Annotated in this window: 28 protein-coding genes, 2 tRNA genes, 1 other RNA gene and 1 pseudogene; 26 read left to right on the top strand and 6 right to left on the bottom strand. The window is 37.0% G+C overall.

The genetic code is table 11. From position 1 onward, the window contains the following. The first annotated feature begins 104 nt into the window (after nucleotides 1–104). Nucleotides 105–980, top strand: a complete 876-nt coding sequence (locus tag H6791_02165) for a zinc metalloprotease HtpX (protein ID USN94544.1) — start codon at nucleotides 105–107, stop codon at nucleotides 978–980. A gap of 175 nt (nucleotides 981–1,155) precedes the next feature. Beyond that, nucleotides 1,156–1,240 (top strand) — tRNA-Ser (locus tag H6791_02160). 1,038 nt (nucleotides 1,241–2,278) lie between these two features. Here the strand turns inward: H6791_02160 and H6791_02155 are convergent. Beyond that, nucleotides 2,279–2,737 (bottom strand): annotated as a pseudogene (locus H6791_02155) (recombinase family protein). Nucleotides 2,738–3,155: 418 nt separating this feature from the next. Between H6791_02155 and H6791_02150 the strand changes: the two are divergent. The 15 genes from H6791_02150 (at nucleotide 3,156) to H6791_02080 (ending at nucleotide 16,858) form a co-directional block, all read left to right on the top strand. Further along, on the top strand, nucleotides 3,156–3,359 hold the full coding sequence (locus H6791_02150) for a helix-turn-helix transcriptional regulator (GenBank protein USN94543.1): 204 nt from the start codon (nucleotides 3,156–3,158) through the stop codon (nucleotides 3,357–3,359). Between the two features lies 1 nt (nucleotide 3,360). Continuing rightward, a complete protein-coding gene (locus H6791_02145; protein USN94542.1) occupies nucleotides 3,361–4,251 on the top strand; it encodes an EamA family transporter in 891 nt (296 codons plus the stop codon). 2 nt (nucleotides 4,252–4,253) lie between these two features. Next, nucleotides 4,254–5,648, top strand: coding sequence for a hypothetical protein (locus H6791_02140; protein ID USN94541.1), 1,395 nt, complete (start codon nucleotides 4,254–4,256; stop codon nucleotides 5,646–5,648). Nucleotides 5,649–5,884: 236 nt separating this feature from the next. Then, nucleotides 5,885–6,157: a GIY-YIG nuclease family protein gene (locus tag H6791_02135; protein ID USN94540.1), complete on the top strand. Its 273-nt coding sequence runs from the start codon at nucleotides 5,885–5,887 to the stop codon at nucleotides 6,155–6,157. A gap of 106 nt (nucleotides 6,158–6,263) precedes the next feature. Further along, on the top strand, nucleotides 6,264–6,815 hold the full coding sequence (locus tag H6791_02130) for a hypothetical protein (protein ID USN94539.1): 552 nt from the start codon (nucleotides 6,264–6,266) through the stop codon (nucleotides 6,813–6,815). A gap of 4 nt (nucleotides 6,816–6,819) precedes the next feature. Continuing rightward, nucleotides 6,820–7,545 (top strand): hypothetical protein, encoded by a 726-nt coding sequence (locus H6791_02125; GenBank protein USN94538.1) that lies wholly within the window; start codon nucleotides 6,820–6,822, stop codon nucleotides 7,543–7,545. A gap of 52 nt (nucleotides 7,546–7,597) precedes the next feature. Further along, nucleotides 7,598–8,383, top strand: a complete 786-nt coding sequence (locus H6791_02120; GenBank protein ID USN94537.1) for a DUF3298 domain-containing protein — start codon at nucleotides 7,598–7,600, stop codon at nucleotides 8,381–8,383. 34 nt (nucleotides 8,384–8,417) lie between these two features. Then, on the top strand, nucleotides 8,418–9,734 hold the full coding sequence (locus H6791_02115; protein ID USN94536.1) for an NAD(P)/FAD-dependent oxidoreductase: 1,317 nt from the start codon (nucleotides 8,418–8,420) through the stop codon (nucleotides 9,732–9,734). A 1-nt stretch (nucleotide 9,735) separates the two neighbouring features. Next, on the top strand, nucleotides 9,736–10,128 hold the full coding sequence (msrB, locus tag H6791_02110) for a peptide-methionine (R)-S-oxide reductase MsrB (GenBank protein USN94535.1): 393 nt from the start codon (nucleotides 9,736–9,738) through the stop codon (nucleotides 10,126–10,128). A gap of 82 nt (nucleotides 10,129–10,210) precedes the next feature. Then, nucleotides 10,211–10,732, top strand: coding sequence for a DoxX family protein (locus H6791_02105; protein ID USN94534.1), 522 nt, complete (start codon nucleotides 10,211–10,213; stop codon nucleotides 10,730–10,732). 79 nt (nucleotides 10,733–10,811) lie between these two features. Beyond that, nucleotides 10,812–13,535: a TraM recognition domain-containing protein gene (locus tag H6791_02100; protein ID USN94533.1), complete on the top strand. Its 2,724-nt coding sequence runs from the start codon at nucleotides 10,812–10,814 to the stop codon at nucleotides 13,533–13,535. Nucleotides 13,536–13,608: 73 nt separating this feature from the next. Continuing rightward, entirely contained in the window at nucleotides 13,609–14,220 is a 612-nt protein-coding gene (locus H6791_02095) for a nucleoside-diphosphate kinase (GenBank protein USN94532.1), read from the top strand. Nucleotides 14,221–14,491: 271 nt separating this feature from the next. Further along, complete coding sequence (locus H6791_02090) at nucleotides 14,492–14,896, top strand: hypothetical protein (GenBank protein ID USN94531.1); 405 nt, start codon at nucleotides 14,492–14,494, stop codon at nucleotides 14,894–14,896. Further along, entirely contained in the window at nucleotides 14,880–16,265 is a 1,386-nt protein-coding gene (locus H6791_02085; GenBank protein ID USN94530.1) for an MBL fold metallo-hydrolase, read from the top strand. Before H6791_02090 ends, H6791_02085 begins: the two co-directional genes overlap by 17 nt. A gap of 2 nt (nucleotides 16,266–16,267) precedes the next feature. Next, nucleotides 16,268–16,858, top strand: a complete 591-nt coding sequence (locus tag H6791_02080) for an LOG family protein (GenBank protein USN94529.1) — start codon at nucleotides 16,268–16,270, stop codon at nucleotides 16,856–16,858. Between the two features lie 27 nt (nucleotides 16,859–16,885). On the opposite strand, the gene H6791_02075 is transcribed toward H6791_02080, so the two are convergent. The 4 genes from H6791_02075 to infC all read right to left on the bottom strand — a co-directional run bounded on the left by H6791_02075 (nucleotide 16,886) and on the right by infC (nucleotide 18,660). Continuing rightward, the gene (locus H6791_02075) at nucleotides 16,886–17,329 is read right to left on the bottom strand and encodes a hypothetical protein (GenBank protein USN94528.1); all 444 of its coding nucleotides are present in this window, start codon (nucleotides 17,327–17,329) and stop codon (nucleotides 16,886–16,888) included. A 125-nt stretch (nucleotides 17,330–17,454) separates the two neighbouring features. After that, on the bottom strand, nucleotides 17,455–17,799 hold the full coding sequence (rplT, locus tag H6791_02070; GenBank protein USN94527.1) for a 50S ribosomal protein L20: 345 nt from the start codon (nucleotides 17,797–17,799) through the stop codon (nucleotides 17,455–17,457). Between the two features lie 5 nt (nucleotides 17,800–17,804). Then, the gene (locus H6791_02065; GenBank protein USN94526.1) at nucleotides 17,805–18,011 is read right to left on the bottom strand and encodes a hypothetical protein; all 207 of its coding nucleotides are present in this window, start codon (nucleotides 18,009–18,011) and stop codon (nucleotides 17,805–17,807) included. A 124-nt stretch (nucleotides 18,012–18,135) separates the two neighbouring features. Further along, nucleotides 18,136–18,660, bottom strand: a complete 525-nt coding sequence (gene infC / locus H6791_02060; protein USN94525.1) for a translation initiation factor IF-3 — start codon at nucleotides 18,658–18,660, stop codon at nucleotides 18,136–18,138. Between the two features lie 100 nt (nucleotides 18,661–18,760). On the opposite strand from infC, the gene smpB reads away from it, so the two are divergent. The 8 genes from smpB to hflB all read left to right on the top strand — a co-directional run bounded on the left by smpB (nucleotide 18,761) and on the right by hflB (nucleotide 24,261). Next, the gene (gene smpB / locus H6791_02055) at nucleotides 18,761–19,204 is read left to right on the top strand and encodes an SsrA-binding protein SmpB (protein USN94524.1); all 444 of its coding nucleotides are present in this window, start codon (nucleotides 18,761–18,763) and stop codon (nucleotides 19,202–19,204) included. A gap of 1 nt (nucleotide 19,205) precedes the next feature. Continuing rightward, a complete protein-coding gene (locus H6791_02050) occupies nucleotides 19,206–19,469 on the top strand; it encodes a GIY-YIG nuclease family protein (GenBank protein ID USN94523.1) in 264 nt (87 codons plus the stop codon). 211 nt (nucleotides 19,470–19,680) lie between these two features. After that, nucleotides 19,681–20,068, top strand: a transfer-messenger RNA (tmRNA) gene (gene ssrA, locus H6791_02045). 262 nt (nucleotides 20,069–20,330) lie between these two features. Then, the gene (locus H6791_02040) at nucleotides 20,331–20,567 is read left to right on the top strand and encodes a GIY-YIG nuclease family protein (GenBank protein USN94522.1); all 237 of its coding nucleotides are present in this window, start codon (nucleotides 20,331–20,333) and stop codon (nucleotides 20,565–20,567) included. 69 nt (nucleotides 20,568–20,636) lie between these two features. Further along, nucleotides 20,637–20,846, top strand: a complete 210-nt coding sequence (locus H6791_02035) for a hypothetical protein (protein ID USN94521.1) — start codon at nucleotides 20,637–20,639, stop codon at nucleotides 20,844–20,846. A 71-nt stretch (nucleotides 20,847–20,917) separates the two neighbouring features. Beyond that, on the top strand, nucleotides 20,918–21,448 hold the full coding sequence (locus tag H6791_02030) for a nicotinamide mononucleotide transporter (protein USN94520.1): 531 nt from the start codon (nucleotides 20,918–20,920) through the stop codon (nucleotides 21,446–21,448). A 171-nt stretch (nucleotides 21,449–21,619) separates the two neighbouring features. After that, entirely contained in the window at nucleotides 21,620–22,267 is a 648-nt protein-coding gene (locus H6791_02025; GenBank protein USN94519.1) for a hypothetical protein, read from the top strand. 161 nt (nucleotides 22,268–22,428) lie between these two features. Then, complete coding sequence (hflB, locus tag H6791_02020; protein USN95134.1) at nucleotides 22,429–24,261, top strand: ATP-dependent zinc metalloprotease FtsH; 1,833 nt, start codon at nucleotides 22,429–22,431, stop codon at nucleotides 24,259–24,261. Nucleotides 24,262–24,287: 26 nt separating this feature from the next. Here the strand turns inward: hflB and H6791_02015 are convergent, their stop codons facing one another. Next, nucleotides 24,288–24,764 (bottom strand): hypothetical protein, encoded by a 477-nt coding sequence (locus H6791_02015; protein USN94518.1) that lies wholly within the window; start codon nucleotides 24,762–24,764, stop codon nucleotides 24,288–24,290. Nucleotides 24,765–24,985: 221 nt separating this feature from the next. On the opposite strand from H6791_02015, the gene H6791_02010 reads away from it, so the two are divergent. Beyond that, a tRNA-Ile gene (locus H6791_02010) sits at nucleotides 24,986–25,059 on the top strand. Nucleotides 25,060–25,128: the final 69 nt, after the last annotated feature.

Genomic DNA, 25,128 nt, shown 5'->3' with positions numbered 1-25,128 from the left:
ACTTTTTGTACTCGTGTTTTTTGCATATTCTATTAACAAAGCTGCTAAGGATATACCGGATTTGGAGTTACCATCTGTCGGGACAGAAATTTTTGAATAATACTATGGCCACACTCTATACACAACAAGATAAAAACATAAGAAAGACATGGCTACTCATGAGTACTTTTTTTGTGCTTGTGGTAGCTATCGGTTTTGTCTTTTCCCAAATATATGGTGACCCTTCTATACTGTATATATTTTTTATCTTTGCTTTATTTATGAATATTTTTTCATATTGGAATAGTGCAAACATAGCTCTTAGAGTTTCTGGAGCTAGACTGGCAGACGAAGTTCAGTATCGTGATCTGCATAATATTATAGAGAATCTAGCAATAACAGCTGGTTTACCAAAACCAAAAATATACATCATCGACGACCCAGTTCCCAACGCTTTTGCTACTGGTAGAAACAAAGAGCATGCTGCTATAGCTTTTACTACAGGAATACTTTCTATTTTAGACAGAAGTGAACTCGAAGGGGTGGCTGCTCATGAACTCTCTCACATAGGTAACAAAGATATTTTGGTTTCCACTGTGGCTGTAGTACTGGCTGGATTTATCTCTCTTATAGCCGATGCTTTTTTAAGGTCACGTATATATGGAGGTGGAAGTGATAGAAACAGCAAGGGCAACATCTTAGTACTGATCGGTATAGTACTAGCTATACTTGCTCCTATATTTGCTACTTTAGTCCAATTAGCGATATCTAGAAAAAGAGAATTTCTTGCTGATGCATCTGGAGCGTTGCTTACCAGATATCCAGAAGGTTTGGCAAACGCACTTCAGAAGATAAGTCAGCATAGTAGTCCCATGAAGGTCACACACAAAGCAACAGCTCATATGTTTATCGCAAATCCTTTTGGTGGATCAAAAATAAAAGGTTTGTTTGCAACACATCCACCAGTAGAGGCGAGGATAAAAGCACTTCTAGGAAAGTGATTTTGCAAATAATTTAGAACTCTAGTATAGTATCGTGCGAATGTTCTTTTTTACCCCATCATATTTTTATGTGTGGGGTATAAATTGGTATTTTCGAAATTTTATAGTAGGGAATACCGGGTTTTTTCTACCTTTTGGGTAGAATTGGCCTGTCCTGTCCTTCGGGACAGGACTAGGAGACGTCGCATAGCGGTCTAGTGCACCATCTTGGAAAGGTGGCAAGGTGAAAGCCTTCGAGGGTTCGAATCCCTCCGTCTCCGCATCAAATCGGAATTCAAATTTCCGCCCAAAATATGGTCGGCGCGAAGCGCCGTCTGTTCTGAATTCCCCCCAAAAAATCCTGAATCTGCAAGGATTCGCCACGCTCCGCGTGGCTCAAAAAGTACGGTTCGAGCTTCAATAATAAAGTTCGAACCGACTTTTTTGAATAAATGAAGTTTCTCTTCATTTATTCCCTCGTTTGCCAATTCTATATTGTATTTCAAAAACTTTTCGGTAAGTTCGAACCGATTATTCGCTTTTTGCTCAAAAGCTGATAATTTCTCTTTGAGAAGCTGTTTTTCGTTCACAAGTTTGTTTTTCATATCTCGATATTCGTCTAGTGAAAGTGCGTTCTCTAGGTAAGCGTTCATCAGCTTCTCAATCTTGGAATCCAAAAGAGAAATATCGGCTTTTGTTGAATCCGCAAAAAGCGTAGACGATTGGGCTTCAACCAATTTATCCTTTTCGTTTTCAGCTAACATCCATTTAGCCCAATTGTCTGGCAAAGAAACTTTTTTGATTTCTTTTTGAATTTCGGAAGTGATGATTTCCTCACGAGTGTATTTTTGCGAGCAAGGATTTTTCCGTTTGGTACATCGCAAATAGTTATGACCCTTTTGTGTTTCGGTAGTGATAAAACAGCCACATTCTCCGCAACGGAAAAATCCTCTATATAAAAATGGTTTTAGACCTTTCGAGTGAGGTTTAGATTTTCTCATCATCACTTCCTGAACGGAGTCAAAAAGTTTCTTTGTAATAATCGGTTCGTGCTTACCCTCGTGGATTTCGCCATTGTAAAGCATTAGCCCTGTGTATATAGGATTTTTCAAAAGTTTTTGATAATTCGACACCGCAAGCTCCTTTCCGCTTTTTCGCTTCAATCCAAGTTCATTAAATTTGTCGCGAAGTTGTCGCAAAGTGAAAGATCCAGAAGAATATGCCTCAAATGTTTTCTTGATTAAAGGTGCAATATTCTCATCGGGAACAATCTTTCTATTTTTATTTACATATCCAAGTGGAGCCATTTGAGGCCATATTCCATCTTTCACTTTGTTGCGATGACCTCGCTTTATGTTTTCGGATAAGTTGTCCACATAATACTTGGATTGCGAAAAAGCAATTGAGAGCATGAATTTTCCTTGCGGTGTCGGATCAAACCAAAAAGTTGAGAATTTCAAATCTTGAATAATCTCGGTATCAACAAGATAAATAATTTTTCCACCATCAACGCTGTTTCTTGCAAGTCTATCGGGGTGCCACGCCAAAATACCAGATGCTTCGCCTTTTTCCATTCTTTCCAACATTTCGTTAAATACTGGGCGACCTGGTATTTTGGCGGTCTGTTTTTCGACAAAGACATCAACAATTTCCAGTTGTTCTTTTAACGCCAAATCTTTCAGTTCTGCTAACTGATCAGAAATACTGCGAACTTGTCTGTCTTTGTCGTCCGTAGACTTGCGAGTATAAATAAAAAACTTTTTGGTTTGATTTTTCATAATTGTATTGGCAAACGAGGAGCCACGCGGAGCGTGGCGAATCCTTGCAGATTCAGGATTTTTTGGGGGGAATTCAGAACAGACGGCGCTTCGCGCCGACCATATTTTGGGCGGAAATTTGAATTCCGATTTGATGCGGTGTTTGTTGGACAAAGTTCGAAGCTATTTCGAGCAAAATCCAAACGATTAAAACTAATAAAATGGACTCGGCAGGGCGAAACAATTTGTCTGGGGGAATGGATTCGCCCTGCCTCGGCTGATTTCCCGCCCGCAGGAGGGGTCTGGGGAGGAATGCGGGCGGGTTTCGGACTGGGGTTTTTCGGAAATTCAGCGGCTACAAAATTATTGAATAAATCTCTCATATTTGTTATTATAATACTGCAAGCGAAAACAAGCAACAGTATTATGTTATCAATATATGGAAAGTAACCAACTAGGACAGAAAATCAAGAAACTACGGACAAAATTAGGTCTTTCTCAAGACGATTTTGCTCGTAAAGCGGATGTCCCCTATACAACGCTTACAAAGGTCGAAACAGGTGTCATCAAAAAACCTTCGGTTTTTGTGGTGAGTAAAATAGCCAAAGCTCTCAATGTTGATATTGAGGAGCTAATTAAATAATATGAGCTGGATTTTTCTCTCACTACTCGCGCCACTATTTTGGGCTTCATCTAATTTTGTGGACAAATATATTCTCGGTAAATATACAAAAGGGATTTTTGATTTCGTTTTCTTTTCAACAATAACTAGCTGGATATTCTTTGCGGGAATATTCATTTTTGCAGGAAGACCAGAACTCGATATTTTTTCTTTGATATCAATCGCAACAGGAATGATACTTATTTATTCCTATGGCTTCTATGGAAAAGCTCTCGAACAAGGTGATACATCTTCCCTTGTGATTCTTTTTAAACTCATTCCTGTCATTACTGTAATACTCGCCTTTACTTTTTTGGGTCAAACACTATCCTCAAATGAACTTTTGGGATTCGTGATTGTTCTAGTTGGCGCAACGATTGTCTCGTTTGAAAAAAGTAAAGGCATATTCATAAAGGGTTTCGGGATGATACTGATAGCGATTTTGATGTGGTCAATAATGACTTTGCTCATAGATTACGGGCTAACGAAAATGTCATTTTGGGATTATTTTATGCTCGACAATTTGGGTTCTGCTTTAGCAGGACTAACAATGTTTATTATTCCGTCAATACGCAAACAAGTCATTGAAGGAATTAGAACTGCAAGAGCAGGAAAATACATTTGGTTTTCATGGAACAATGTCTTGGACTTTTTCGGTCAAATGAGTATCAAGAAAGCTCTTGCTATAGCTCCATCTGCTGGGTTAGTTACTGTTGTTATGCAGGTTCAGTCCTTTTACGCAATACTAATTGGCATACTACTAACACTCTTTATTCCGCACATTATCAAAGAGGATATTTCTACTTCTGTGCTGATAAAGAAATCTATCGGGGCAGTAATTATGTTTGCAGGTGTTTATATTTTACTGGTATAGCTATGGAAAATCAGATATTCACAATTGGATATACGATACCAACATTCGACACAAATCTCGTTGATTTTTACGATGGTAAGTCTTTGATGGATGCTGATATTCTATTGATTTCGCCTGATTCATTAGTGCCAAGAGGAGATTGGGTTAGCTTCACTACAAGCGATGGAGGTTGCTACAATGTTTCGGCTTCGCAAGCTTACAAACAAAAAATATCACGTTTAAGAAAAGAGATTGAAGATTATTTAAATGCGGGGAAAAATGTTTTTATTCTTTTAACGAATAAAGAAGAATATCAGCTTGCCAGTAGCGTTTCATCGGAAAGAAAGGGGCAAAATACTTTTCATACGGAAATGTATAACAACTACGCTTTTTTGCCGATCAATATTGGCTCATTAACTTCCGCCTCTGGAAAACATGTTGAATTTTCGGGAAATACAGTGTTTAGTGATTTTAATGAAAAATTCAAGAAAAGTTTGGAGTACCAGCTTTATATAGAAAACGCAACAGGTGCACAGGTTCTTTTTACGGGCAAGGATAAAACAAAGATTTTAGGTGCAATTTATAAAGTCAAAAATGGAAACATAATTGTTTTGCCCTACATAAATTATGATGAGAAAAAGTTTACTGAAATTAAAGGCAAGGATAAAAAAGAATATTGGACAAAAGAAGCAACGCAATTTGGAAAATCTTTAGTTAAGGCGCTTGTTGATATTGATAAAGCTCTCCGTAAAGGAGGAGATAAAACCCCGCCACCAGATTGGACGAATGAAACGGATTACCAATTAGCACAAGAGCAGATTTTAAAAAATGAAGTTGAAAAGAAAACAAAAGAAATTGAGAAACTGATTTTACAAAAGAATGAGCTACTAACAAAGATTGATGAAGAAATTAAGTTAAGAGATTTACTATTTGAAAAAGGAAAAGTGCTTGAAACTGCAATCACTACCGCCTTAGAGATTTTAGGTTATAAGGCAGAAAATTATAATGACGGAAATCTTGAATTAGATCATGTTATCACCTCGCCAGAGGGAGATCGTTTTATCGGCGAAGCAGAGGGTAAAGACACTTCCGCAGTCAATATTGATAAGTTTAGACAACTTGCAGTAAATATTCAGGAAGACTTGCAAAGAGATGAAGTGGAAAACCCTGCGGTCGGTATTCTATTTGGAAATGGCTTTCGACTCACAAAACCATCCGAGCGAGCAGAACAGTTTACAACCAAATGTATAACTACAGCAAAATCTTCAAATTGTGCTTTGGTAAGAACAACTGACCTTTTTCGTGTTGCAAAATATATAAAAGAATCAAACAATAAAGTTTTTGCAAAAAGTTGCCGAGATGTTATAAAAAATAGTGTTGGGAAAATTGTTGATTTTCCAGCAATACCAAAATCATAGCCGCTGAATTTCCGAAAAACCCCAGTCCGAAACCCGCCCGCATTCCTCCCCAGACCCCTCCTGCGGGCGGGAAATCAGCCGAGGCAGGGCGAATCCATTCCCCCAGACAAATTGTTTCGCCCTGCCGAGTCCATTTTATTAGTTTTAATCGTTTGGATTTTGCTCGAAATAGCTTCGAACTTTGTCCAACAAACACCGCACTTCGACAAGCTCAGTGCTTTGCGTATAATTGATTCATGTGGTTTGTATATATACTTTTTTGCAACCAAGAAATGTATTATACAGGAATGACAGACAATCTTGAACGGAGATTTTTTCAGCATAAAAACAAGCAGTCAAAATTTACGAGTAAATTTAACTCAGTAGAGCTAGTGTATACAGAAAATCTACACACTAGAAATCTGGCTGAAAAAAGAGAAAAACAAATCAAAGGGTGGTCAAAAGCAAAAAAGAAAGCGTTGATAGATGGAAATAAAGATTTATTAATTCAACTAAGTAAAAGCACTTAGTTGTTGACGGTGTGAGATCGGAACTTTTTAATAGTGAGCCTGTCGAACTATCCCTCCGTCTCCGCACTTCGCCAAACTAGTATTTTGGGTGTATAATCTTTTCGTTATGAATACACATCCTATTTTGGTCCACTTGCCTATAGCATTTTTGACCATATATGCATTAGCAGAGATTTTCACAATTAGAAGATTAAAATTCTCGAATACTTGGTTTTATATAAAATCATTTTTACTTTTGATTGGTTTTTTGGGAACAAGACTTGCTCTTATGAGTGGCGAGAGTGCTATAAACGCAGTTGATGATTTGCAAAATAAGATAGAGTTTATAAAAGTCCACGAACATTATGCTGAGTTTACAGCAAGCTTCTTCGTTTTTATTTTGGTGATATATATAGTTCTTTTTATAGAAAAAAGAATCGCGCTCAAGAATCAAATATTTGGATTTTTAGAAAGAAGACTTTCTTTTTTGAAAAAAATATTTTCTTTTGTTTATAAAGCACTACTTTTTATAGGTACAAACAGTGTATTGATGACCCTTCTTTCTATAGGAGGACTTATTTTAGTTTCTATAACAGGAGCATTGGGTGGTATAATAGTTTACGGAGTCGATGTTGATCCTTTTGCAAGCTTCGTAGCTAGAGCTCTAGGGCTTATATAATATTATGGAAAATAAAAAAACACTCAATATATTTCTAGGATTTTTAGCAATCGCGTTTTTGGTTGTTGTGTTTTTTGTACTAAAACCAGAACCACAAAGTGAGGTTGTAGAAAAACCACAGCCACAAAGATACTGTTTCTTGAACGAAACACAGAGTGGTGATTTGTACGATAGGTATATAGTAGATCTGACAAACGACGAAGGTGATATATCTGGAGAAGTTAGCTTCTTGCCGTCTGAGAAAGATAAAAAAACGGGATCCATAAGCGGAACACTTTCTGATGCGACTTCGTATGATTTTATAAAATCAGTATGGAGCTCTTCTGCCGAGGGTATGAATGTGGACGAAGAATTATATATGAAGATGTATTATGATCATATAGAACTAGCTGCTGGTGAAATGGAAGAAAGAAATGGAGAATACTTCTATTCAAGTCCAGAAACTCTATCTTACTCTATGTCATTAGACTCTATAGATTGTTTTGATCTGGATACAAAAACAGATGTTGCAGAGTATATACAAGAAAACATAGGTGAACTTGCTGGAAGTGGAGTTTTGGGAGGAGAGTTTTATACCGTTTCTACATTTGTAGACCCAAGAGAAAGAGTGGGAACTGTTATATACGAAGATGGACATATAAGAGAAAAAGCAACATTTGCTTTTGAGTATTCAAAGGAAAACGGAGTCAAAATCTTGTACCTTGTACCAGAAGAAGAAAGGGGATCATAACACCTGTACAAAACAAAATCCCAAAAATACAAATAGTGGTATAATTTGGTTGATGAACAAGAAAACTAAATTCATCTATAGTTTTATTGCCTTTTTGACGACTTTCTTCGTTGTTTTGGCTGGTTTTTTGTATTACAAAACCAAACTCATAACAGAAGAATATAAGATAGAACATGAGGACGCTAATAACCAAAAACAAGATTCTGACCAAGAAGTTCTTGTGACAGAAATGGTCGCCGTGTCTTCCGGAGACGGTTACGTTATAGATGTAAAATATCCATCTTTTTCTGGACTGGACAAAGAAGTTGAAGATAATATAAATCAGAAAATAGAAGCCGTTGTAACAGAAAAGATAGACAACTTCATCGAAAATAATCTTTCTTATGAGGGAGGAACTGTAATAGGAGAAGAAAATAGTTCGCTCTATATATCTTATGAAGAGCCGTATATGAATAGCGACGTTATAAGTTTACTACTTTCTTTTTCTGGATTTGAGGCTGGAGCTACACACGAGTACAATTATTTCGAATCATACAATTTCGACAGATCTTCTGGTAGAACCATAGAATTAAAAGATTTCTTTAGGCCGGGGTCGCTATATTTACTAGAGGTGAGTAAAGTTTTGGAGTCAGAATTAGACAAATATTTCAGAGAAATGGATTCTTCTTATGACAAGAATGGTATAAAGCCATATGATTACAACTTCGAAATATTTACACTAACTAGTGATGGATTTGAGTTCTTCTTTAACCCTTATCAGATCGGATCTTATTCGCTAGGAGTTGTGAGGATTGTAGTTCCTTTTGACAAATTTGATGGTCTCAATTCTCTTATATAAATAACTATTTTTTGAAATATAAATAAAGTATTATATGAATATGCTAATGAAAAGAGAAAATAGAAAGAACGTAGTTATACTCGGTTCTGGATTTGGAGGTGTATATGTATATAGAAGATTATTCAAATATCTAGGTAGAAGCATTAGATATACGATTGTTTCGCCAGAAAATCATTTTCTTTTTACGCCACTACTTCACGAAGTTGCGACTGGGTCGCTAGATTCTCATAGTATAGTTGAGCCAATAAGAACAATAACTGATTATGAGTCCACCAAGGTTCTTCAAGGTGAAGCTGGCCAAATAAATACAAGCAAGAAAACTCTTATGGTTGGTTCAAACGAAGTTCACTACGACTATCTAGTTGTAGCAACTGGAGCCAAGACTTGTTCTTATGCTATATCTGGCGTAGAAGAAAACGCATATGTTTTGAAAACACTAGGCGACGGAGAACACTTAAAGAATAGATTTATATCTATATTTCAAGAAGCTGCCGAAACAAAAAACATTGAAGCAAAAAGAGAAATGCTTTCTTTTGTTATTGTTGGAGGTGGTGCTACCGGAGTTGAGATGGCAGCAGAAATGGCCGAACTTTGTTTCGGGACATTTCTAGAGCTATATGGTGGAGAGGGTATTTCTTATGAAGATATAAAAGTAACCCTTATCTCTTCTAGTACAGACCTCATACCGTACTTCAAAAGAAAGGTTAGGAAATTTGCTCACAAATCACTGACCAAGTCTGGCGTCGATGTCATGCTCGGAAAAATGGTTTCCAAGGTTGACGAGCACGGAGTCGTCTTGAGTACAGGAGAGAGGATTTGGTCTAGAACTGTACTTTGGACCGCAGGAGTTTTGCCAAACACTCCAGATTTTGAAAATAAACAAGATTTTGCATATGACAACGGCAAGGTCAAGGTAGATAAAACACTTCGTGTCGTAGGAGAGACAGATGTTTTTGCAATAGGAGATGTTTCTGGTGCACAGGATGAGAAGGGTAGTTTTTATCCGAACTTGGCACAAGTTGCAGTAAAAGAAGCGAGACATGTTGCAAAAGAGATAAGCAATATGGAAAAAGGAGAAAAAGAAAGAAGAGAATTTAGTTTGAAACTAAAAGGCGAGCTTATCTCTCTCGGTCAGTGGCATGCAGCTGGAGATGTGTTTGGTTTTGCTATAGTTGGTCCACTTGCTTGGTTTATCTGGAGAACAGTTTATCTTTTCAAGTTTATTTCCAAATCCAAGAAATTCAAGATTGCACTTGATTGGACTATCAACGTCTTTTATCCTAGAGATATAACAAAGATATCAAAGACTTCGCACAAGTGGAGCCAGAACGTAAAACCTCACAAACACTAATATGCAAAACAAAGATCTAACAGAAGAAGAGAAGAAGGTTATTCACGATGGTGCAGCAGAGGCGCCATTTTCTGGCAAATACTGGGATTACAATGATGATGGATTTTATCATTGTAAAAACTGCGGAGTCAAACTTTTTGACTCAAGTACAAAGATGGATTCTAGCAAGGGGCCTATGGGATTACGCGGTTGGCCTGCTTTTGACAACGCACTTCCAGATGCAATAGAAAAAAGAGAAGATAGATCTCTCGGTATGGTTAGAGAAGAAATTGTTTGCAAAAACTGCGGAGCACACTTGGGACATCTTTTTGGAGACGATGAGTCAAAGACGGGCCAACACTTCTGTGTCAATTCTTGCTCACTTGATTTTGAACACAAAAAAGAGGAAAAGTAATCTTTTTCTGTAAAAGTAACTTATAGTATAATAAATGTATTAATAGTATATTGGCCCGTTTGGGCCTGGTAAAAGTTTTATTATGATGAAAAAATCTTGCAGTTGTGGCGATCTAGGCCTTTTGATACTAAGGTTTGGTTTGGCTGCTGTTTTCTTGTTCCACGGAGTTGGCAAGGCTATGAACATGGGCGACACTATCGCTTTTTTCCAAAGCGTTAACCTTCCAGCATTTTTGGCTTGGATAGTTATGATTGTCGAGGTTCTAGCAGGACTAGCATTTACATTTGGTGTATTCGTAAGATACGCTGCTTATGGTGTTGTGGCTATCATGCTCGGATCTATTTTCTTTGTAAAGATGAAGCTTGGATTTATGGCAATGGAAGTAGATGTACTAGCTCTAACTTCTGCTGTGGCTTTGGCTACACTAGGAGCTGGAAAGTATTCTGTGGCAAAACACTGTAAATGTGGTGGACATTGTATGATGTGCAAAAGTGACAACTGTTGCGGATCATCATGTTCTCATGACAAAGGAGGTGCACCAGCACAAGATATGCCAAAAGAAGAGCAGTCTATGGCTACAGAGAATATGTCTTCTGGAATGTAATTTTACATTTTTTCAAAAACGCTCCTAATTTGGGGCGTTTTTGTTTTTTGTGGGGTCACGATGATGTATAATTCATAGTATGGAAAAATTTCTTCAAAAGAAAGAGTCTTTCGAGAATCCAGAAGATGAACTGGCTTTTTTGAGAGAAAGGATAGAGGTTGCAGAAAGAGCTCTTCGAGAAAGAGGAATCACAAAAGAAAAAGAGTACATAGCTTCTGACTTGGTAGAAAAATACAGACAGGTAGATGAGGGCGACATACTTCACCCAAAAATGTCTATTCCTGAAAAAAGTAAAGATGAGATAGTGCTCAGACTTTCTCCAGAACCCCATGACAATGTAATGGAGGAGCTTCTAGGAGTGCTTCTTTCAAAGGGTATAAAGAACGCTATTTCAGTTGCTGAGAAGCTAAACAATCCTCACGTATACGATGATTTTCATAGGTTTTTGGTCCAGTATCTTGTTAGTGGAAAAGAAATTCCAGGACTCAAGAATACTGCCGAGTTATATAAAAGACTCAATATGAGACTTTTTGAAATAACTATTCCAGACACATCTTCTGATGGGGACAAAGAAAAATCTCACAGAGAAATTATCGCCAAGATGGAACAGTTTTTAGCTGGCATGTCTTCTGTGGGTGAAGTTAGAAGTAATCGAGGCAAAGATTATTACAGCTTGGAAATCGCACAGTCTTCTTTTGGTGAAGAGGTGGTTTTCTACGTTGCTGTTCCCGGAGAAAAAGTAGATCTACTTGAGAAAATGGTTCTCGGTATACATCCCGATGCAAAAATAACAGAAGAGGTAGATGACTACAATATATTTGTAGAAGGTGGTGAGACAAAAGCCGCGTTTTTGTCTCTCGACAATATACCTGCTTTTCCTATCAAAACTTATGACAAGATGGAATATGATCCACTCAATATAATCTTGAATGTTTTTTCCAAACTAAAAAAAGAGGGTGAAGGAGCAGCAGTTCAGATACTAGTAAGACCAGAAGGGGATAAGGTTTTGAAAAAGATTTCAAAAGTTCTAGACAATCTACGAGATGGCAAAAAGCCAGAATATGGATCCGAAACAAAAGACACATTAAGAGAAGTAAAGAAGATTTTTTCTTCTCCCAAAAAAGAAGTAGAAAATGAAGAAAAAAAGATAGACGAAAAGGGTATAGAAAGAGTCATAGAAAAAATGGCATCTAGTTTCTGCAGTGTTTCTATAAGAATAATCGCTTCTTCTTCAAGCAAATCTAGATCAAATCAGATTTTGGAAGAAATAATATCTGCATTTAATCAGTTTGGAGAGGCAGGATCAAACAGACTCGTTCCTGTTTCTATAACAGATAGGGGAGAGAAAGATTTCATCAAGAAGTTTATTTATCGAGAATACGAAGAAGATAGATCCTTCCCACTAAACCTAAAAGAAATATCTAGCATAATACACTTCCCAAAGAGAGTGGAGAAGCTCCCCCACCTAAAAACTGCAAAGTCTGGCGAAGCGCCCGTTCCTACTGGAATGCCAGAAGAAGGGGTCCTGATAGGAGAAAACACCTATCGTGGTACAAACAAACCTGTATTTATGTCGTCGGAAGATAGATTGAGACACCTTTATGTTATAGGTCAGACGGGTACTGGTAAGACTTCTATTCTAAAGAATCTAGTTTATCAAGATATTAAAAATGGTGAAGGTTGCTGCTTTATAGATCCACACGGATCAGATGTTCTAGATATACTTTCTTATATTCCGCCAGAAAGATATGATGACGTCATATACTTTGATCCTAGTGATATATCTAGACCTATGGGTCTCAACATGCTCGAGTATGATTATAGTAAGCCAGAACAAAAAACTTTTGTTGTAAACGAGATGATAAACATCTTCAACCAACTTTATGATATGAAGGTTGCTGGAGGTCCACAGTTTGAACAATACTTCAGAAATAGTGCACTTTTGGTTATGGAGGACCCAGAAAGTGGCTCAACACTCATGGAAATAACTAGAGTCTTGCAAGACAAGAGTTACAGAGATTACAAACTATCCAAATGCCAAAATCCTATAATCAAAGAGTTCTGGAGAGCAGCCGAGGCGACGACTGGAGAGGCTGGACTTTCAAACTTCGTGCCTTATATCTCGAGCAAGTTTGATCCACTTATATCAAACGACATCATGAGACCAGTTATTGGTCAACAGAAATCGGCTTTTGATTTCAGGAAGATTATGGATGAAAAGAAAATACTTCTAGTAAATCTTTCCAAGGGAAAATTAGGAGAAATAAACTCTTCTCTCATCGGACTTATTCTTGTAGGAAAAATCCAGATGGCAGCACTTTCAAGAGTAGATTCTGTTGGTTCTGATATACCAAACTTCTATCTATATATAGATGAATTCCAAAACGTAACAACACCATCTATCTCTTCTATACTTTCTGAAGCTAGAAAATACAAGCTTTCTCTAAACGTTGCTCACCAATATATTTCTCAATTGGATGATGATATAAAAAATGCTGTATTTGGTAACGTTGGTTCTATGGCCGTATTCCGAGTTTCGCCAGAAGATGCAGAGTTTCTAGAACCAAAGTTTGCTCCGACTTTTTCTGCGAGCGATATTATAAAACTTGAGAATAGGCATGCATATATGTCTATGATTGTTCGCGGTGCACCGACAGATAGACCGTTTTCTATCAGAACTGTCGATAATCCAAACGGCGACAGAGAGGCGGGGGAGAGAATAAAGGAGCTTTCTAGCTTGAAATACGGTAGAGAAAGAGAGATTGTAGAGAAAGAAATCATGGAAAAATATAGAAAATCATAAGTTTGTTTTTTAATCGATATCTGTTATAGTGTCTTTGGTTTTTACTAGAAATCTAAAAGCTAATAACTAATATATGCATCCAAAGAAAGAAAAAACATTTGTAATACTAAAACCGGACACACTACAAAGAGGTCTTGTTGGTGAAGTAATCAAGAGATTTGAGAGAATCGGACTAAAAATCGTAGCCATGAAAATGATACAAGCTGACGAAGAAACTATATTCAAGCACTACAACAAAGATGATGCTTGGTACGAAAGAAAGGGTAGAGGTATCGTAGAGAATAGAAAAAAACTTGGTAAACCTGTCGAAAAAGAAGCTATAGAGTATGGAAAAGATATAATAAGAACAATGGTTCACTATATGTGTGCTAGTCCGGTAGTTGTTATGGTTGTAGAGGGTAATAGTGCACAAGCTGTAGTAAAAAGACTCGTTGGAGGAACTGAACCAACAACTGCAGACACTGGAACTATAAGAGGAGACTTTGCACTAGATTCATATTTCCTTTGTGATACAGATGAGTCTAGAGGTTTGAGAAACTTGATCCACTGTACAGATCCAGCTGACGGAGAAGATGCTTACAACAACGAAGTTTCTGTATGGTTTTCTGAAAAAGAAATACTAAACTACAGACTTGTTTCTGAAGCAATGCTTTACGATGTGAATTTGGATGGTCTAACAGAATAATCTTTCCAATTTGCAACAAATATAAAACCTGTCTAGTTGTATATAAAAAAATATAAACTAAAATTAATATAGGATCATTTGAAAAGATGTTTCCTAGAACGTCTTGTGTATGAGAGCGTGGCATGAGGGTACTCCGTGGGGTGCTCTCTCCTGCACTCACCTGGTATAAAGCTAGGGCAAACACTATGTCAAATGGTCCTAAACAAAAAATCCGATTTTCTCGGATTTTTTGTTTTTTTAGACTCTGTCGCATGATATAATTTCTCATATAATGAACAGAAAAAAACTTCTTATAACTACCTCTATTATCGGAATACTTCTTTTTGTTGTAAATATTCTGGCCACCAAATACTCTTGGTATTTTTACTATTGGTGGTTTGATATGCCTATGCACTTTGTTGGTGGAGTTTTTGTATTCTTGCTTATCGTTTACATAATGGCCAAGATAAAACGCTCTGGTTTTACCGTAAACAAAGCCATACTTTTGACTGTACTTATCGGACTTCTATGGGAGCTTTATGAAGTAAGCATAGAAAAGATAGTAAAGATATCTGAACTCACAAGCCTTCTTGATAGTATTTCTGATGTTTTTTTTGACACAGCAGGAGCATTGAGTGCACTTCTACTTTTATCAATCTTGAAAAAAAGAGCAAAAAAATATGAACAAGGACAATAAGCCAAAAATAACTTTTTGCAGTGGAGCAGGTAGTGTTACTGGTGCTAACTTTCTAATCGAATTTCCAGATAGAGATGGTTATAAGAAAATACTTGTTGACTGCGGTATGCTCCAAGGTTCGTCTCTTGCCGATGAAGAAAACTGGGAAAAGTTTCCATATGATCCACTAGAAATAGATTATCTTGTTGTCACGCACTCACACATAGATCATGTCGGTAGAATACCAAAGCTTGTTTATGAAGGTTTTAGAGGAGAGATATATTCTACTATTCCATCTAAAGATATCGCACAAATAATGCTAGAAGACACAAACGTAATTCTGGGGAAGGTCCACGACAAAGAAATAGACAAAATATATACAGAAAAAACTCTTCGTGGAGTCATGGCCTTGTGGAAGACAGCTGACTATCATCAGGAAGTCAAAATAACAGACAGATTATCTTTCTATTTCAAAGACGCAGGACACATACTTGGCTCTGCTATGATAACTTTTGTTTTTGATGGCAAGAAAATAGTATTTACTGGAGACCTAGGGAACTCACCATCTCCTATACTCAAAGATACAGAGGCACTAGCAAAAGATATAGATTATCTAATCATGGAAAGTGTATACGGAGACAGAAACCATGAAGATAGGGCAGAGAGAAAAAAGAAACTAGAAAAGGTTATAGAGGATACTTATACAAGAGGCGGAATACTGGTTATACCGACATTTTCTCTAGAGCGTTCGCAAGAACTTTTGTTTGAAATAAATGACTTTGTTGAGAACAAGCGTATACCTTCTATGCCTATATATCTAGATTCTCCACTTGCGATAAGGCTTACCTCTGTATACAGCAGATATTCCAAGTACTTCAAAGACTCAGTCAAAGATCTGATAGCGAGCGGTGATGACATATTTATGTTCAAGGGCCTTCAAAAGACGCTAGAAACTAGAGAGTCAAAACAAATCTTGAAACACAATGGTCCCAAGATAATACTTGCTGGTTCTGGTATGTCTTCTGGTGGCAGGGTTATACACCACGAGAAAAATTATCTTCCAAATCCAAAAAACACACTTCTTCTTATCGGATATCAGTCAGAGGGAACACTGGGTAGGGAGATAGAAAATGGAGCAAAGAAAATCAATATCCTTGGTGAAGAAGTCCCAGTAAAAGCAAAGATAGAAAAGATCAGCGGTTACTCTGGACATAAAGATAGCGACGGACTTTTCAAGTTTGTTTCTGAGGGTGCAGATAATCTAAAAAAAGTTTTTGTTGTCATGGGGGAACCAGGATCTTCTCTTCATCTAGTTCAGAGACTAAGAGATAATCTCGCTATCGATGCAGTTGCTCCAGATAAGGGTGAAACTTTCATGTTAGAATTGTAGTTATGGAAAAAGCTGCCAAACATTCTCATATCATACCGAAGATTTGTGTATCAGGTGCTTCTGACACTACTCACTGTGGTGTAGATGCTCTAGATAAAGCAAAAGATCTCGGTAGAGCAATAGCGTCTTCTGGGGCTATATTACTTTCTCCATCTACCGGAGGTTTTCCTTTGTGGGCAGCAATGGGTGCCAAAGAGGTTAGGGGATTTTCGATAGGCTTTTCTCCAGCAGCTAGTGAAAAAGAACATGTAGAAGTTTTCAGAATGCCCATAGACTATCTTGATATGAATATCTATACAGGTTTTGGCATGACGGGAAGAAGTCTGCTTCTCATACGATCTTGCGACGCCCTTATAATGGGCTGCGGTAGGGTACCATCTTTGGGAGAACTTCTTGTTGCGCTACAAGAAGAAAAACCAATAGGTATATTGGAAGGAGAGAATAAAATAGATAGTTTTATCAAAGAGGCTTCGGGAGAAGATATAAGAAATAATAAAAATGTTATTTTCGAATCAGATCCAAAAGAACTTGTCTCCAAAATACTAGAAGTTATAAAAACTAAAAAGAAACAAGAAAATTCTCTAGCAAACTAAAACACCCGACTTTCGCCGGGTGTGTTTTTAGAATGTGTACCCGACATAGTTCCCGTCTATGTCGGTAAGTATTTCTGCGTGGTCAGTAATGACCACCAAATCAGAATTTCTTGTTGCACTTACTTTTACAATACAGGGGTATTGATAGTGCTCAGGAAGTATCCTTGTGTGTTCGTACCACTCTATGGCATTTTTGACGTGGTCAGGAGTTTGACTAACATCATATACAGACCGTACATCTTCAATGTTGTCATCGTCGAAGTCTATTTGTATGACAATTTTTGGGGGAGTGCCAGTGGTCAGACTAGAGAACCCTTCCAACGTGTCGACCCCCACAATTCTTGCCACTTCCTTGAATTTAGCACTTTTCTTTTCTGGAATCATTTTGGGAAGTACAAATATTATTCCAATAATTAAGAGGAATAATATAAAAAGCAGTAATCTTTTCATAAGAGCTTGTTTATTTTTCATTATTGTATAATAATTTAATAAAAAAGTCAAGTTGTACTATTTTAAACTAAAACACCCGACTTTCGCCGGGTGTGTTTTTAGAATGTGTTTTAGGTAATCAAAAAGCCCCGAGATGGGGCTTTTTGTTATTTAACTTTTGAAACGATGTTTTCGAAAGTTTTTGGGTTGTTTTCTGCTAGGTCTGCGAGTATTTTTCTATCTACCCCTATATTGTTTTTCTTTAGACCGTCTATAAATTTACTATAAGAAAGTCCTAGTGGTCTAACGGCTGCATTTATTCTAACTTGCCACAGTCTTCTTCTATCGCTTTTTTTGTCTTTTCTGTGGGCGAAAGCATGTGTTCCAGCTTTTCTAATCGCTTCTTTGGCTTGTGCTTCTTTTGTGCTTCTACCAAATCTGTAACCTTTTGCTTGCGATAGTACATTTTTTCTTCTCTTGTTTTTTATTACACCTCTTTTTACTCTTGTCATAAGCCTTATGAAAGTTTGCTAGATCTTTTAATAGAATTTTTAAGATTGTTTTTTGCCTTGTTAGAAAGTGTTACTTCAACCTCGTTTCTTCCTGCTAGCTGAACTGATCTAGATTGCTTTGCATTGAAATGGTTAAATCCGGATTTTCTTCCAGAAACAACACCGTTCTTTGAGACTTTTAGTCTTTTTAGGATTGATTTGTTTGTTTTCATCCCGTACGAAATCGAACGCGAACCAGTTTCTAGTTTTTGTTCGATATTTAATAATTAAATCTTGTAAATTTGACCTTGTTTTTATAATCCCTTTCAGTCGTTCGCTATTTCGTTCGGGATATAATTACTCTTTTTTAGAAGTATCTCTTTCTATTGTTACACAGTATCCCTTTGCGCTTTTCTTGAATTCATCTGATATCTTGTAGGGTACGGTTATGTATCTTAGGATTCTCTCGAGTCTTTCCTTGAGAAAGTCTTTTTCCATATAGTTCATTCTTCCTCTTGTAAAAAGCTCAACTTTTACCCTGTGTCCTTCTCCTAGCCATTCTGAAGTCATCTTGGCTTTCATAGATAGGTCATGATCTCCCGTACCAACTTTGATCTGAATATTCTTTGTTTCAGTTGGTTTTGCTCCCGACTTGCTCTTCTTTAGCTTTTTGTTCTGTTGGTAGAGAAACTTACCATAGTCAGCTATTTTTGCTACGGGAGGATTTGATTTCGGGGCTATTTCTATGAGATCTAGCTCTCTATCCTCGGCCATTTTTAGGGCCTCCTCAAAAGATAGGGTACCCAAATTATTGTCCTCTTCATCTAAGACTCTAAGTTCTTTTGCTCGTATTTCTTTGTTTATTCTGAAATCTTTACGCACAATGGAGTGACAATATTTGTACTAGGGGATTCTAAACCATTTTGGCCTTTATGTCAAATAATAAAAATGTTATATAAATGCTATAATTACCCCTATAAATATGGCTGATTTTGCCCAAAATAAGAAAGCATACTTCGATTATGAAGTACTGGAGAAAATCGAGGCGGGAATCGAGCTTTTTGGATATGAGGTCAAATCTGTCAAAAGTGGTAAGTGCTCTCTTGTAGGAGGCAGGGTTATCATAAGAGGTGGAGAAGCGTTCGTTTTAGGGCTAAAAATAGACCCATATCAACCAAACAATTCTCCAGAAGACTATGATCCAGAAAGGGTAAAAAGGCTTCTTCTATCCAAGGATGAGATCAAGAAACTAGAAAACACAGAAAAAACCAAAGGTTTGACAATAGTGCCACTTTCGTTGTATAATAAAGGAAGAGTAATCAAAGTGTCTATTGGTATTTGTCGTGGTAAGAAGAAATACGATAAACGCGAAACTATCAAAAAAAGAGACACAGAGAGAGCTCTCGGAAGAACCTTGAAAAGGTAAAATGAGTTACTTTGTATATATACTTTTTAGTGAAAAAGATAAGAAGCTTTATGTTGGTTGTACTTCTGATTTAGAAAAAAGATTGATTAGACATAATTCAGGTTTTGTGGAATCAACCAAAAACAGAAGACCTATTGTTTTGATTAAAAAAGAAATTTTTGATAATAAATCAGAGGCCTTCAAACGAGAAAGGTTTCTAAAAAGTCTTTGGGGCGCAAGAGAAAAAAGTAAAATTTTGAAAAGTTATATACAAAGTAACTCATAAGAAGTTACTTATATGGCTAAAACATTTGCTTGATAAAGCAAATGTTCGCCCGACTTATATCAATGTGATATAAGATTTATGGCTAAAACATTTACTTGATAAAGCAAATGTTCGCCCGACTTATATCAATGTGATATAAGATTTATGGCTAAAACATTTGCTTGATAAAGCAAATGTTCGCCCGATCATTTTGCAAAGCAAAATGATTTAGGGGAATGATCGGTATCGACAATAGCCGTCTTTGTTATTTTGCATGTCGAATAAGTGTCCTATTTTCGTAAAAGTTTGACACAAAACATAAATGCAAAAGCATTTTCAGTAAAATCTCCATACTTTAGTATGAACGATTTTGCTTACGCTCGCGTATAAATCGCTAGCTGCCCCTATATCTTTTTCTCAGGGTGGATATAACGGGTATAATACTTTCTGAGATAAGGTCTGGAAGCCACTCTCTTTCTGACACGAAAAATTTTGAGTTAGATTACAATCGGTTTTGTTCTATTTTTTAGTTTGTAATCGAGATACGAAATAGAAATAAACATGTAGACGAATAGTAGAGAAGTTGTTGCACGGGGGTTCGATTCCCCCCATTTCCACTGCTTCGCTAAAGCTTCGCAGTGCACGCACTTTTATCTTATAAAAATTCGCAGTGCACGCACTTTTATCTTATAAAAATTCGCAGTGCACGCACTTTTATCTTATAAAAATTCGCAGTGCACGCACTGAATAATCTTGATAACGCAGTGAGGGCACAATAAGCAAAAACAAAACACCCTAAAGTTAGGGTGTTTTGTTTTATAAAAAAGAAGCAGTGGTTCTTTGTAGCTTTAGCGAAGAAGAACTTATTGATATAATTTTATCGTGTATTACGTTTATATTTTAAAAAATAAAGAATCAAAAGAGCGTTATGTTGGTTTTACTAGAGATTTGAAATCTAGATTAAAGAGTCATAATCATAAGACTGTTAAAACAACGAAAAGTGGAGATTTTGAATTAATTTTTTATTCAGCTTTTAAAGATAAAAATAAAGCATTAGATTTTGAAAAATACTTAAAGCATGGATCTGGTTTTGCTTTTGCGAATAGACATTTGATTTAATTCCACAAAATACAAAAAAACTAGCCACTGGCTAGTTTTTTGTTTATACTCCTAAAAAATCAATCCAGTATGAAAGAACCTTTGGACTATAAACTCTGGGGAGAAACGGCAAGGAAAAAAAGACGAATATACTACACCCCTATTTTGGGAGCACTAGGTCTCGTTTCTGCGATATTGTTCTTTGAAGAAGGGATCGAGTCAGCATTCCTTTTTTCTATGATACTTCCAACTTTTATTTGTTCAGGACTCTTCCTGGACATGCTAAACAAAAACCTGTGACGTGTGCGCGGGTTTTTTATTGACAAATAAGTATTTTGTGATAAAATATAACTAGAAAAATAAATTGCACAATGAAAAAACAATTGAAGGTAATCGAAGTCATATCTTCAGTAAGCGCACTTCTTTCCAAGATTTTACTGGCTTTTGATTCGATTGTCGGTTGGCCTTTTTCTCTGATCGGATATGTTCTGATCTCGATCTATAATTTACTGAGGAAAGATACTATGCTTGCTGTGACAGTAACAGGATTAGCTGGTATGTCTGCCTTTGGTTGGTATAAATGGTCAAACGAGATCGCCGGGTTGTTCTTTTGGGACTACATAGTATTGGGCATAACTTTCGTGTTTGCGCTATTTGTTTACATAAGGACATCGAGAAAAGGTGGACTAATGGGACATATCCAGGGTCTAATCACGGTTGCTGTGATATCGGCTTTTTTAATGCTGGGATACAAGATTTTTGTGGGTGGGTGGATAGCTTTGATAGTTTCACACTTGATGTTGGCTTTCTTTTACTGGAAAAGGAGTGCGAAGTATTATGTGGTTCTTCAAATTATATCCATAATAATTGCAGCCATAAAAGTCTACGGCCTTATTGGATAAACGCTATAGGAGACGGGAAACCGTCTCCTTTTTATTTATCGATATTTCAAAGCTTTTGTGTTATGAGGTTTTTTCTTCAACAACTTAGACTTTTCTATATATGGTAGGAACATTATCTATTTGACAGAATCAAAATCATCTGTTAATCTATGAAAAAATATTGTAAATTTTATGAAAACCGAACTGTATACAGCGGTACCCTTTGAGCTTGCAGTTGAGCTCATTGGCTACGGACCAAGTCTTTGTATTAAAGATGATTCTGTAATACCAAGGGGAGACTTTAAAATCGAACGTCATCCTCTCCTTGTTGCAGAATTGGAGCAGGGAACAATTCTCGTATGTTTTGGCGGTGGTGCAGAATTTCATCCAAACATCGATTTACCTGACAGAAATTTCATCCTTCCTGACGAATACGACAGTTTCAACATTGGTGGTCTTTTGAGATCACTAATTCATGAAAAGATCGAAAAGATCGTGTTTCACGGAGGATATCTTGATGGTTGGGACAATGAAAGATTTTTGATTTGGGAAAAATTGTCACCAGAACAACTGGAAAAGCTTTGTTTTGATAAAGATGATTTTATCAGACTTCGTCTAGGCTCCATGATTAAGAGAAGAAGGCAGATAATTGAAGAGTATCAGAAGGTCATATACCTGTCAGATTTATTTCAAAGGCAAAAAAACAAACAGGCCTTTGATCTATTTCAGTCAAATTTAAGCATCCAGGCAATTAGTGAATTCTTTGAGTCTTCAGAGAAGAGTTACTCTAAGTCAACTACAAAGCCGACGCTGGATGAACAGGAAGGAAACCCAGAGTAAACAATCCGCAGATCTTATAGGTCCGCGGTTTTTTATTTATCGAAAAAGTCTGGCTTTTATGTTATAGTGTTTTTGCAAATATGGAGAAAAAGGATTCCAAGAAAAAACCAAATAAAAAGATAGTTTTTATCAAAGGCAAAGGCCCTAAAAAGCCTAGGAGTATGGTTTCTTATATCATGAACGTTCTTTTTGTTTTTCTTCTAATAAGTGCTCTATACTCACTTTTTACTGAAAACAAACAAAAAATAGAAGACGTTGCTATTTCGGACCTTGCTTCTAGGATAAAGAGTGGGGAAGTAACAGAAGTAACTGTAGCAGGTAGCACTGTTACATTTATCGATACAAATGGTACAGAATACAAAACCAAAAAAGAATTAGAGAGCTCACTTTCTGAAACTCTTTCTATATACGGCGTTACTCCAGAAAATCTAGATACAGTAAAACTTGCTATCAAAAACGAGTCAGGTTTCGGATACATACTTCTGAACATTCTTCCTATCGCACTACCGATTATATTTATACTTTTGATCTTTTGGTTTTTGTCTAGACAAGTCAAAGGTGCAGGGATGCAAGCGTTTTCTTTCGGACAATCAAAAGCAAAAATCACAAATCCAAATGACAAAAAGAACAAAGTAACATTTGCTGATGTCGCTGGTTGTAAAGAAGCAAAGCTAGAATTAGCAGAAATAGTAGACTTTCTACGTAATCCAAAAAAGTTTCTAGATATAGGCGCACAGATTCCAAAAGGAGTGCTTCTAACTGGTGAGCCAGGAACAGGTAAAACTTTGCTTGCTAGAGCTGTTGCAGGAGAAGCTGGAGTACCATTTTTCCACCTATCTGGTTCAGAGTTTGTAGAAATGTTTGTCGGTGTTGGTGCTTCTAGAGTAAGAGATTTGTTCCAGATGGCGAAAAAAGCGTCTCCTTCTATTGTGTTTGTCGATGAGATCGATGCAGTCGGAAGGATAAGAGGTACAGGTATCGGTGGCGGAAATGACGAAAGAGAACAAACTCTAAACCAGATACTAGTAGAAATGGATGGTTTTGAGCCAACAGAAAAAGTTATAGTTATGGCTGCTACAAACAGGTCTGACGTTCTGGATCCAGCACTTCTTCGTCCTGGTAGGTTTGACCGTAGAGTTTTGCTAGAGCTTCCAGATAGAAGTGATAGAGAAGAAATACTAAGAATACACGCTAGAAAAAAACCGTTTGACCAAGATATCAATCTCAAAGTTATTGCAGAAAGAACTTCTGGATTTTCTGGTGCAGACCTTTACTCTCTTATGAACGAAGCAGCGATTCTTGCAGCAAGAGAAGACAGAAAGAAAATAGCACAAAATGATCTCATAAGATCGATAGAAAAAGTAATGCTTGGTCCAGAAAGAAAAAGTCATGTCATGAGCAAAAAAGAAAAGAAGATAGTTGCTTATCACGAGGGTGGTCACGCACTCGTTGCATCTCTTCTGCCAGACGCCGATCCTGTACACAAGGTTTCTATCGTTTCTCGTGGACATGCTGGTGGTTATACACTCAAGATCCCAACAGAAGACAGGAGATTGCAATCAAGAAAAGAATTTCTAGATGATATAACTATGACTCTCGGTGGATATGCAGCAGAAGAAATAGTTTTTGGTGATGTAACAACAGGTCCATCAAACGACTTACAAGTTGCTACAAATATGGCGAGAGCTATGGTTTCTAGGTGGGGCATGAGTAGTGATATCGGTCCAGTTGCTTTTGCAGGAGATGGAGGAAGATTTCCAGACAGAGATGTTTCAGAAGAAATCTCTGCCAAAATAGACAACGAAGTCAGAAAGATACTTTCTGAAGCAATGAAAAAAGCAAAAGAAGTTCTAACAGAAAACAGAAAACTCCTGGATACTCTTGCTGACAAACTTATAGAAGTAGAAACACTAGAACAAAAAGAATACGAAGAACTTTTGGTGCAAAATGGTGTAAATATAAAACAAAGATTCAAAGACGAAAAAGAAAATTAAAAAAACTCCACGATCGTGGAGTTTTTTTAATTCTCGTCTCCTTTGTCCATCCCGACTTGTTCGAGTTCACTCACTACTTTTTCTAGTGTTTCGTGATGGAAGTTCATAGCTTCTTCTGCTAGAAGGATTAGATCTTCTCTGTTGGCAGATTCTCCGGCGCCTTTTATAAGAGCCCAGTGTCCATAAGCTGCTCCTTCGAAGAAAAGCATCCACTCAAATATATGAGAAGGACTATTCCACTTCTCGTCGATATACATGTCTCGCATTTGTCTCAGCTTGCCACCGGTTTCACCTTGTTTTGCTTCGACTGTTTCTATTATATTGTTTTCACTTGCGATTTTTCGAAGCTCTTCTGCGTGAAGTTGGTTTTTTTCTAGTATGTCCAAAACAAATGTTTCTTCAACTTCAGGCTTTAGAGTATCGCGAGTTTTTTCTATTGTCTCTATTCCGATCTCGGAGAAAGCTAGCACTTCACCGATTTTTTTTGAAATAAATTCGTTCATAAAATAAAAATAAGGTTAAACTTTTAACCCCTCCTACTTTCTATTATAGTATAGGGGTGAGTCTTTGCAAGTAAAATGTTTGTATTGTCTAAGACAAAAAAATGATGTATATTATCAATCTATATAGCCAACATTTCCACCCTTAGCTTCAAGTTCCTGCCAGAATTGGGCAGGCAGGGGTTAGAGGCACAAGTTGCCAGGTGGAGATTATAAGGATATTTCCACCCTTAGCTCAGTTGGTTAGAGCACAGAGCTTATACCTCTGGGGTCCTTGGTTCGAGTCCAAGAGGGTGGACAAAAAAGCACAAAACGCCTTATTTTAAGGCGTTTTGTGCTTTTTGATTGATTATATCTCCATAATAGA

It is taken from the genome of Candidatus Nomurabacteria bacterium (assembly GCA_023898605.1).
Taxonomy (GTDB): Bacteria; Patescibacteriota; Minisyncoccia; order Phycocordibacterales; family UBA9973; genus HK-STAS-PATE-34.
This window is presented reverse-complemented; position numbering and strand designations above follow the sequence as displayed.

Bases quoted from the DNA above. Each gene is read 5' to 3' on its own strand.
- H6791_02120 (USN94537.1), top strand. From the start codon at position 7,598: ATGAACAAGAAAACTAAATTCATCTATAGTTTTATTGCCTTTTTGACG.
- smpB (USN94524.1), top strand. From the start codon at position 18,761: ATGGCTGATTTTGCCCAAAATAAGAAAGCATACTTCGATTATGAAGTA.
- H6791_02080 (USN94529.1), top strand. From the start codon at position 16,268: ATGGAAAAAGCTGCCAAACATTCTCATATCATACCGAAGATTTGTGTA.
- H6791_02115 (USN94536.1), top strand. From the start codon at position 8,418: ATGAATATGCTAATGAAAAGAGAAAATAGAAAGAACGTAGTTATACTC.
- H6791_02065 (USN94526.1), bottom strand. From the start codon at position 18,011: ATGAAAACAAACAAATCAATCCTAAAAAGACTAAAAGTCTCAAAGAAC.
- H6791_02090 (USN94531.1), top strand. From the start codon at position 14,492: ATGAACAGAAAAAAACTTCTTATAACTACCTCTATTATCGGAATACTT.
- rplT (USN94527.1), bottom strand. From the start codon at position 17,799: ATGACAAGAGTAAAAAGAGGTGTAATAAAAAACAAGAGAAGAAAAAAT.
- H6791_02085 (USN94530.1), top strand. From the start codon at position 14,880: ATGAACAAGGACAATAAGCCAAAAATAACTTTTTGCAGTGGAGCAGGT.
- H6791_02050 (USN94523.1), top strand. From the start codon at position 19,206: ATGAGTTACTTTGTATATATACTTTTTAGTGAAAAAGATAAGAAGCTT.
- H6791_02025 (USN94519.1), top strand. From the start codon at position 21,620: ATGAAAACCGAACTGTATACAGCGGTACCCTTTGAGCTTGCAGTTGAG.
- H6791_02140 (USN94541.1), top strand. From the start codon at position 4,254: ATGGAAAATCAGATATTCACAATTGGATATACGATACCAACATTCGAC.
- H6791_02035 (USN94521.1), top strand. From the start codon at position 20,637: ATGAAAGAACCTTTGGACTATAAACTCTGGGGAGAAACGGCAAGGAAA.
- H6791_02075 (USN94528.1), bottom strand. From the start codon at position 17,329: ATGAAAAATAAACAAGCTCTTATGAAAAGATTACTGCTTTTTATATTA.
- H6791_02145 (USN94542.1), top strand. From the start codon at position 3,361: ATGAGCTGGATTTTTCTCTCACTACTCGCGCCACTATTTTGGGCTTCA.
- H6791_02165 (USN94544.1), top strand. From the start codon at position 105: ATGGCCACACTCTATACACAACAAGATAAAAACATAAGAAAGACATGG.
- hflB (USN95134.1), top strand. From the start codon at position 22,429: ATGGTTTCTTATATCATGAACGTTCTTTTTGTTTTTCTTCTAATAAGT.
- H6791_02105 (USN94534.1), top strand. From the start codon at position 10,211: ATGATGAAAAAATCTTGCAGTTGTGGCGATCTAGGCCTTTTGATACTA.
- H6791_02150 (USN94543.1), top strand. From the start codon at position 3,156: ATGGAAAGTAACCAACTAGGACAGAAAATCAAGAAACTACGGACAAAA.
- H6791_02095 (USN94532.1), top strand. From the start codon at position 13,609: ATGCATCCAAAGAAAGAAAAAACATTTGTAATACTAAAACCGGACACA.
- msrB (USN94535.1), top strand. From the start codon at position 9,736: ATGCAAAACAAAGATCTAACAGAAGAAGAGAAGAAGGTTATTCACGAT.
- H6791_02125 (USN94538.1), top strand. From the start codon at position 6,820: ATGGAAAATAAAAAAACACTCAATATATTTCTAGGATTTTTAGCAATC.
- H6791_02030 (USN94520.1), top strand. From the start codon at position 20,918: ATGAAAAAACAATTGAAGGTAATCGAAGTCATATCTTCAGTAAGCGCA.
- H6791_02135 (USN94540.1), top strand. From the start codon at position 5,885: ATGTGGTTTGTATATATACTTTTTTGCAACCAAGAAATGTATTATACA.
- H6791_02015 (USN94518.1), bottom strand. From the start codon at position 24,764: ATGAACGAATTTATTTCAAAAAAAATCGGTGAAGTGCTAGCTTTCTCC.
- H6791_02130 (USN94539.1), top strand. From the start codon at position 6,264: ATGAATACACATCCTATTTTGGTCCACTTGCCTATAGCATTTTTGACC.
- H6791_02100 (USN94533.1), top strand. From the start codon at position 10,812: ATGGAAAAATTTCTTCAAAAGAAAGAGTCTTTCGAGAATCCAGAAGAT.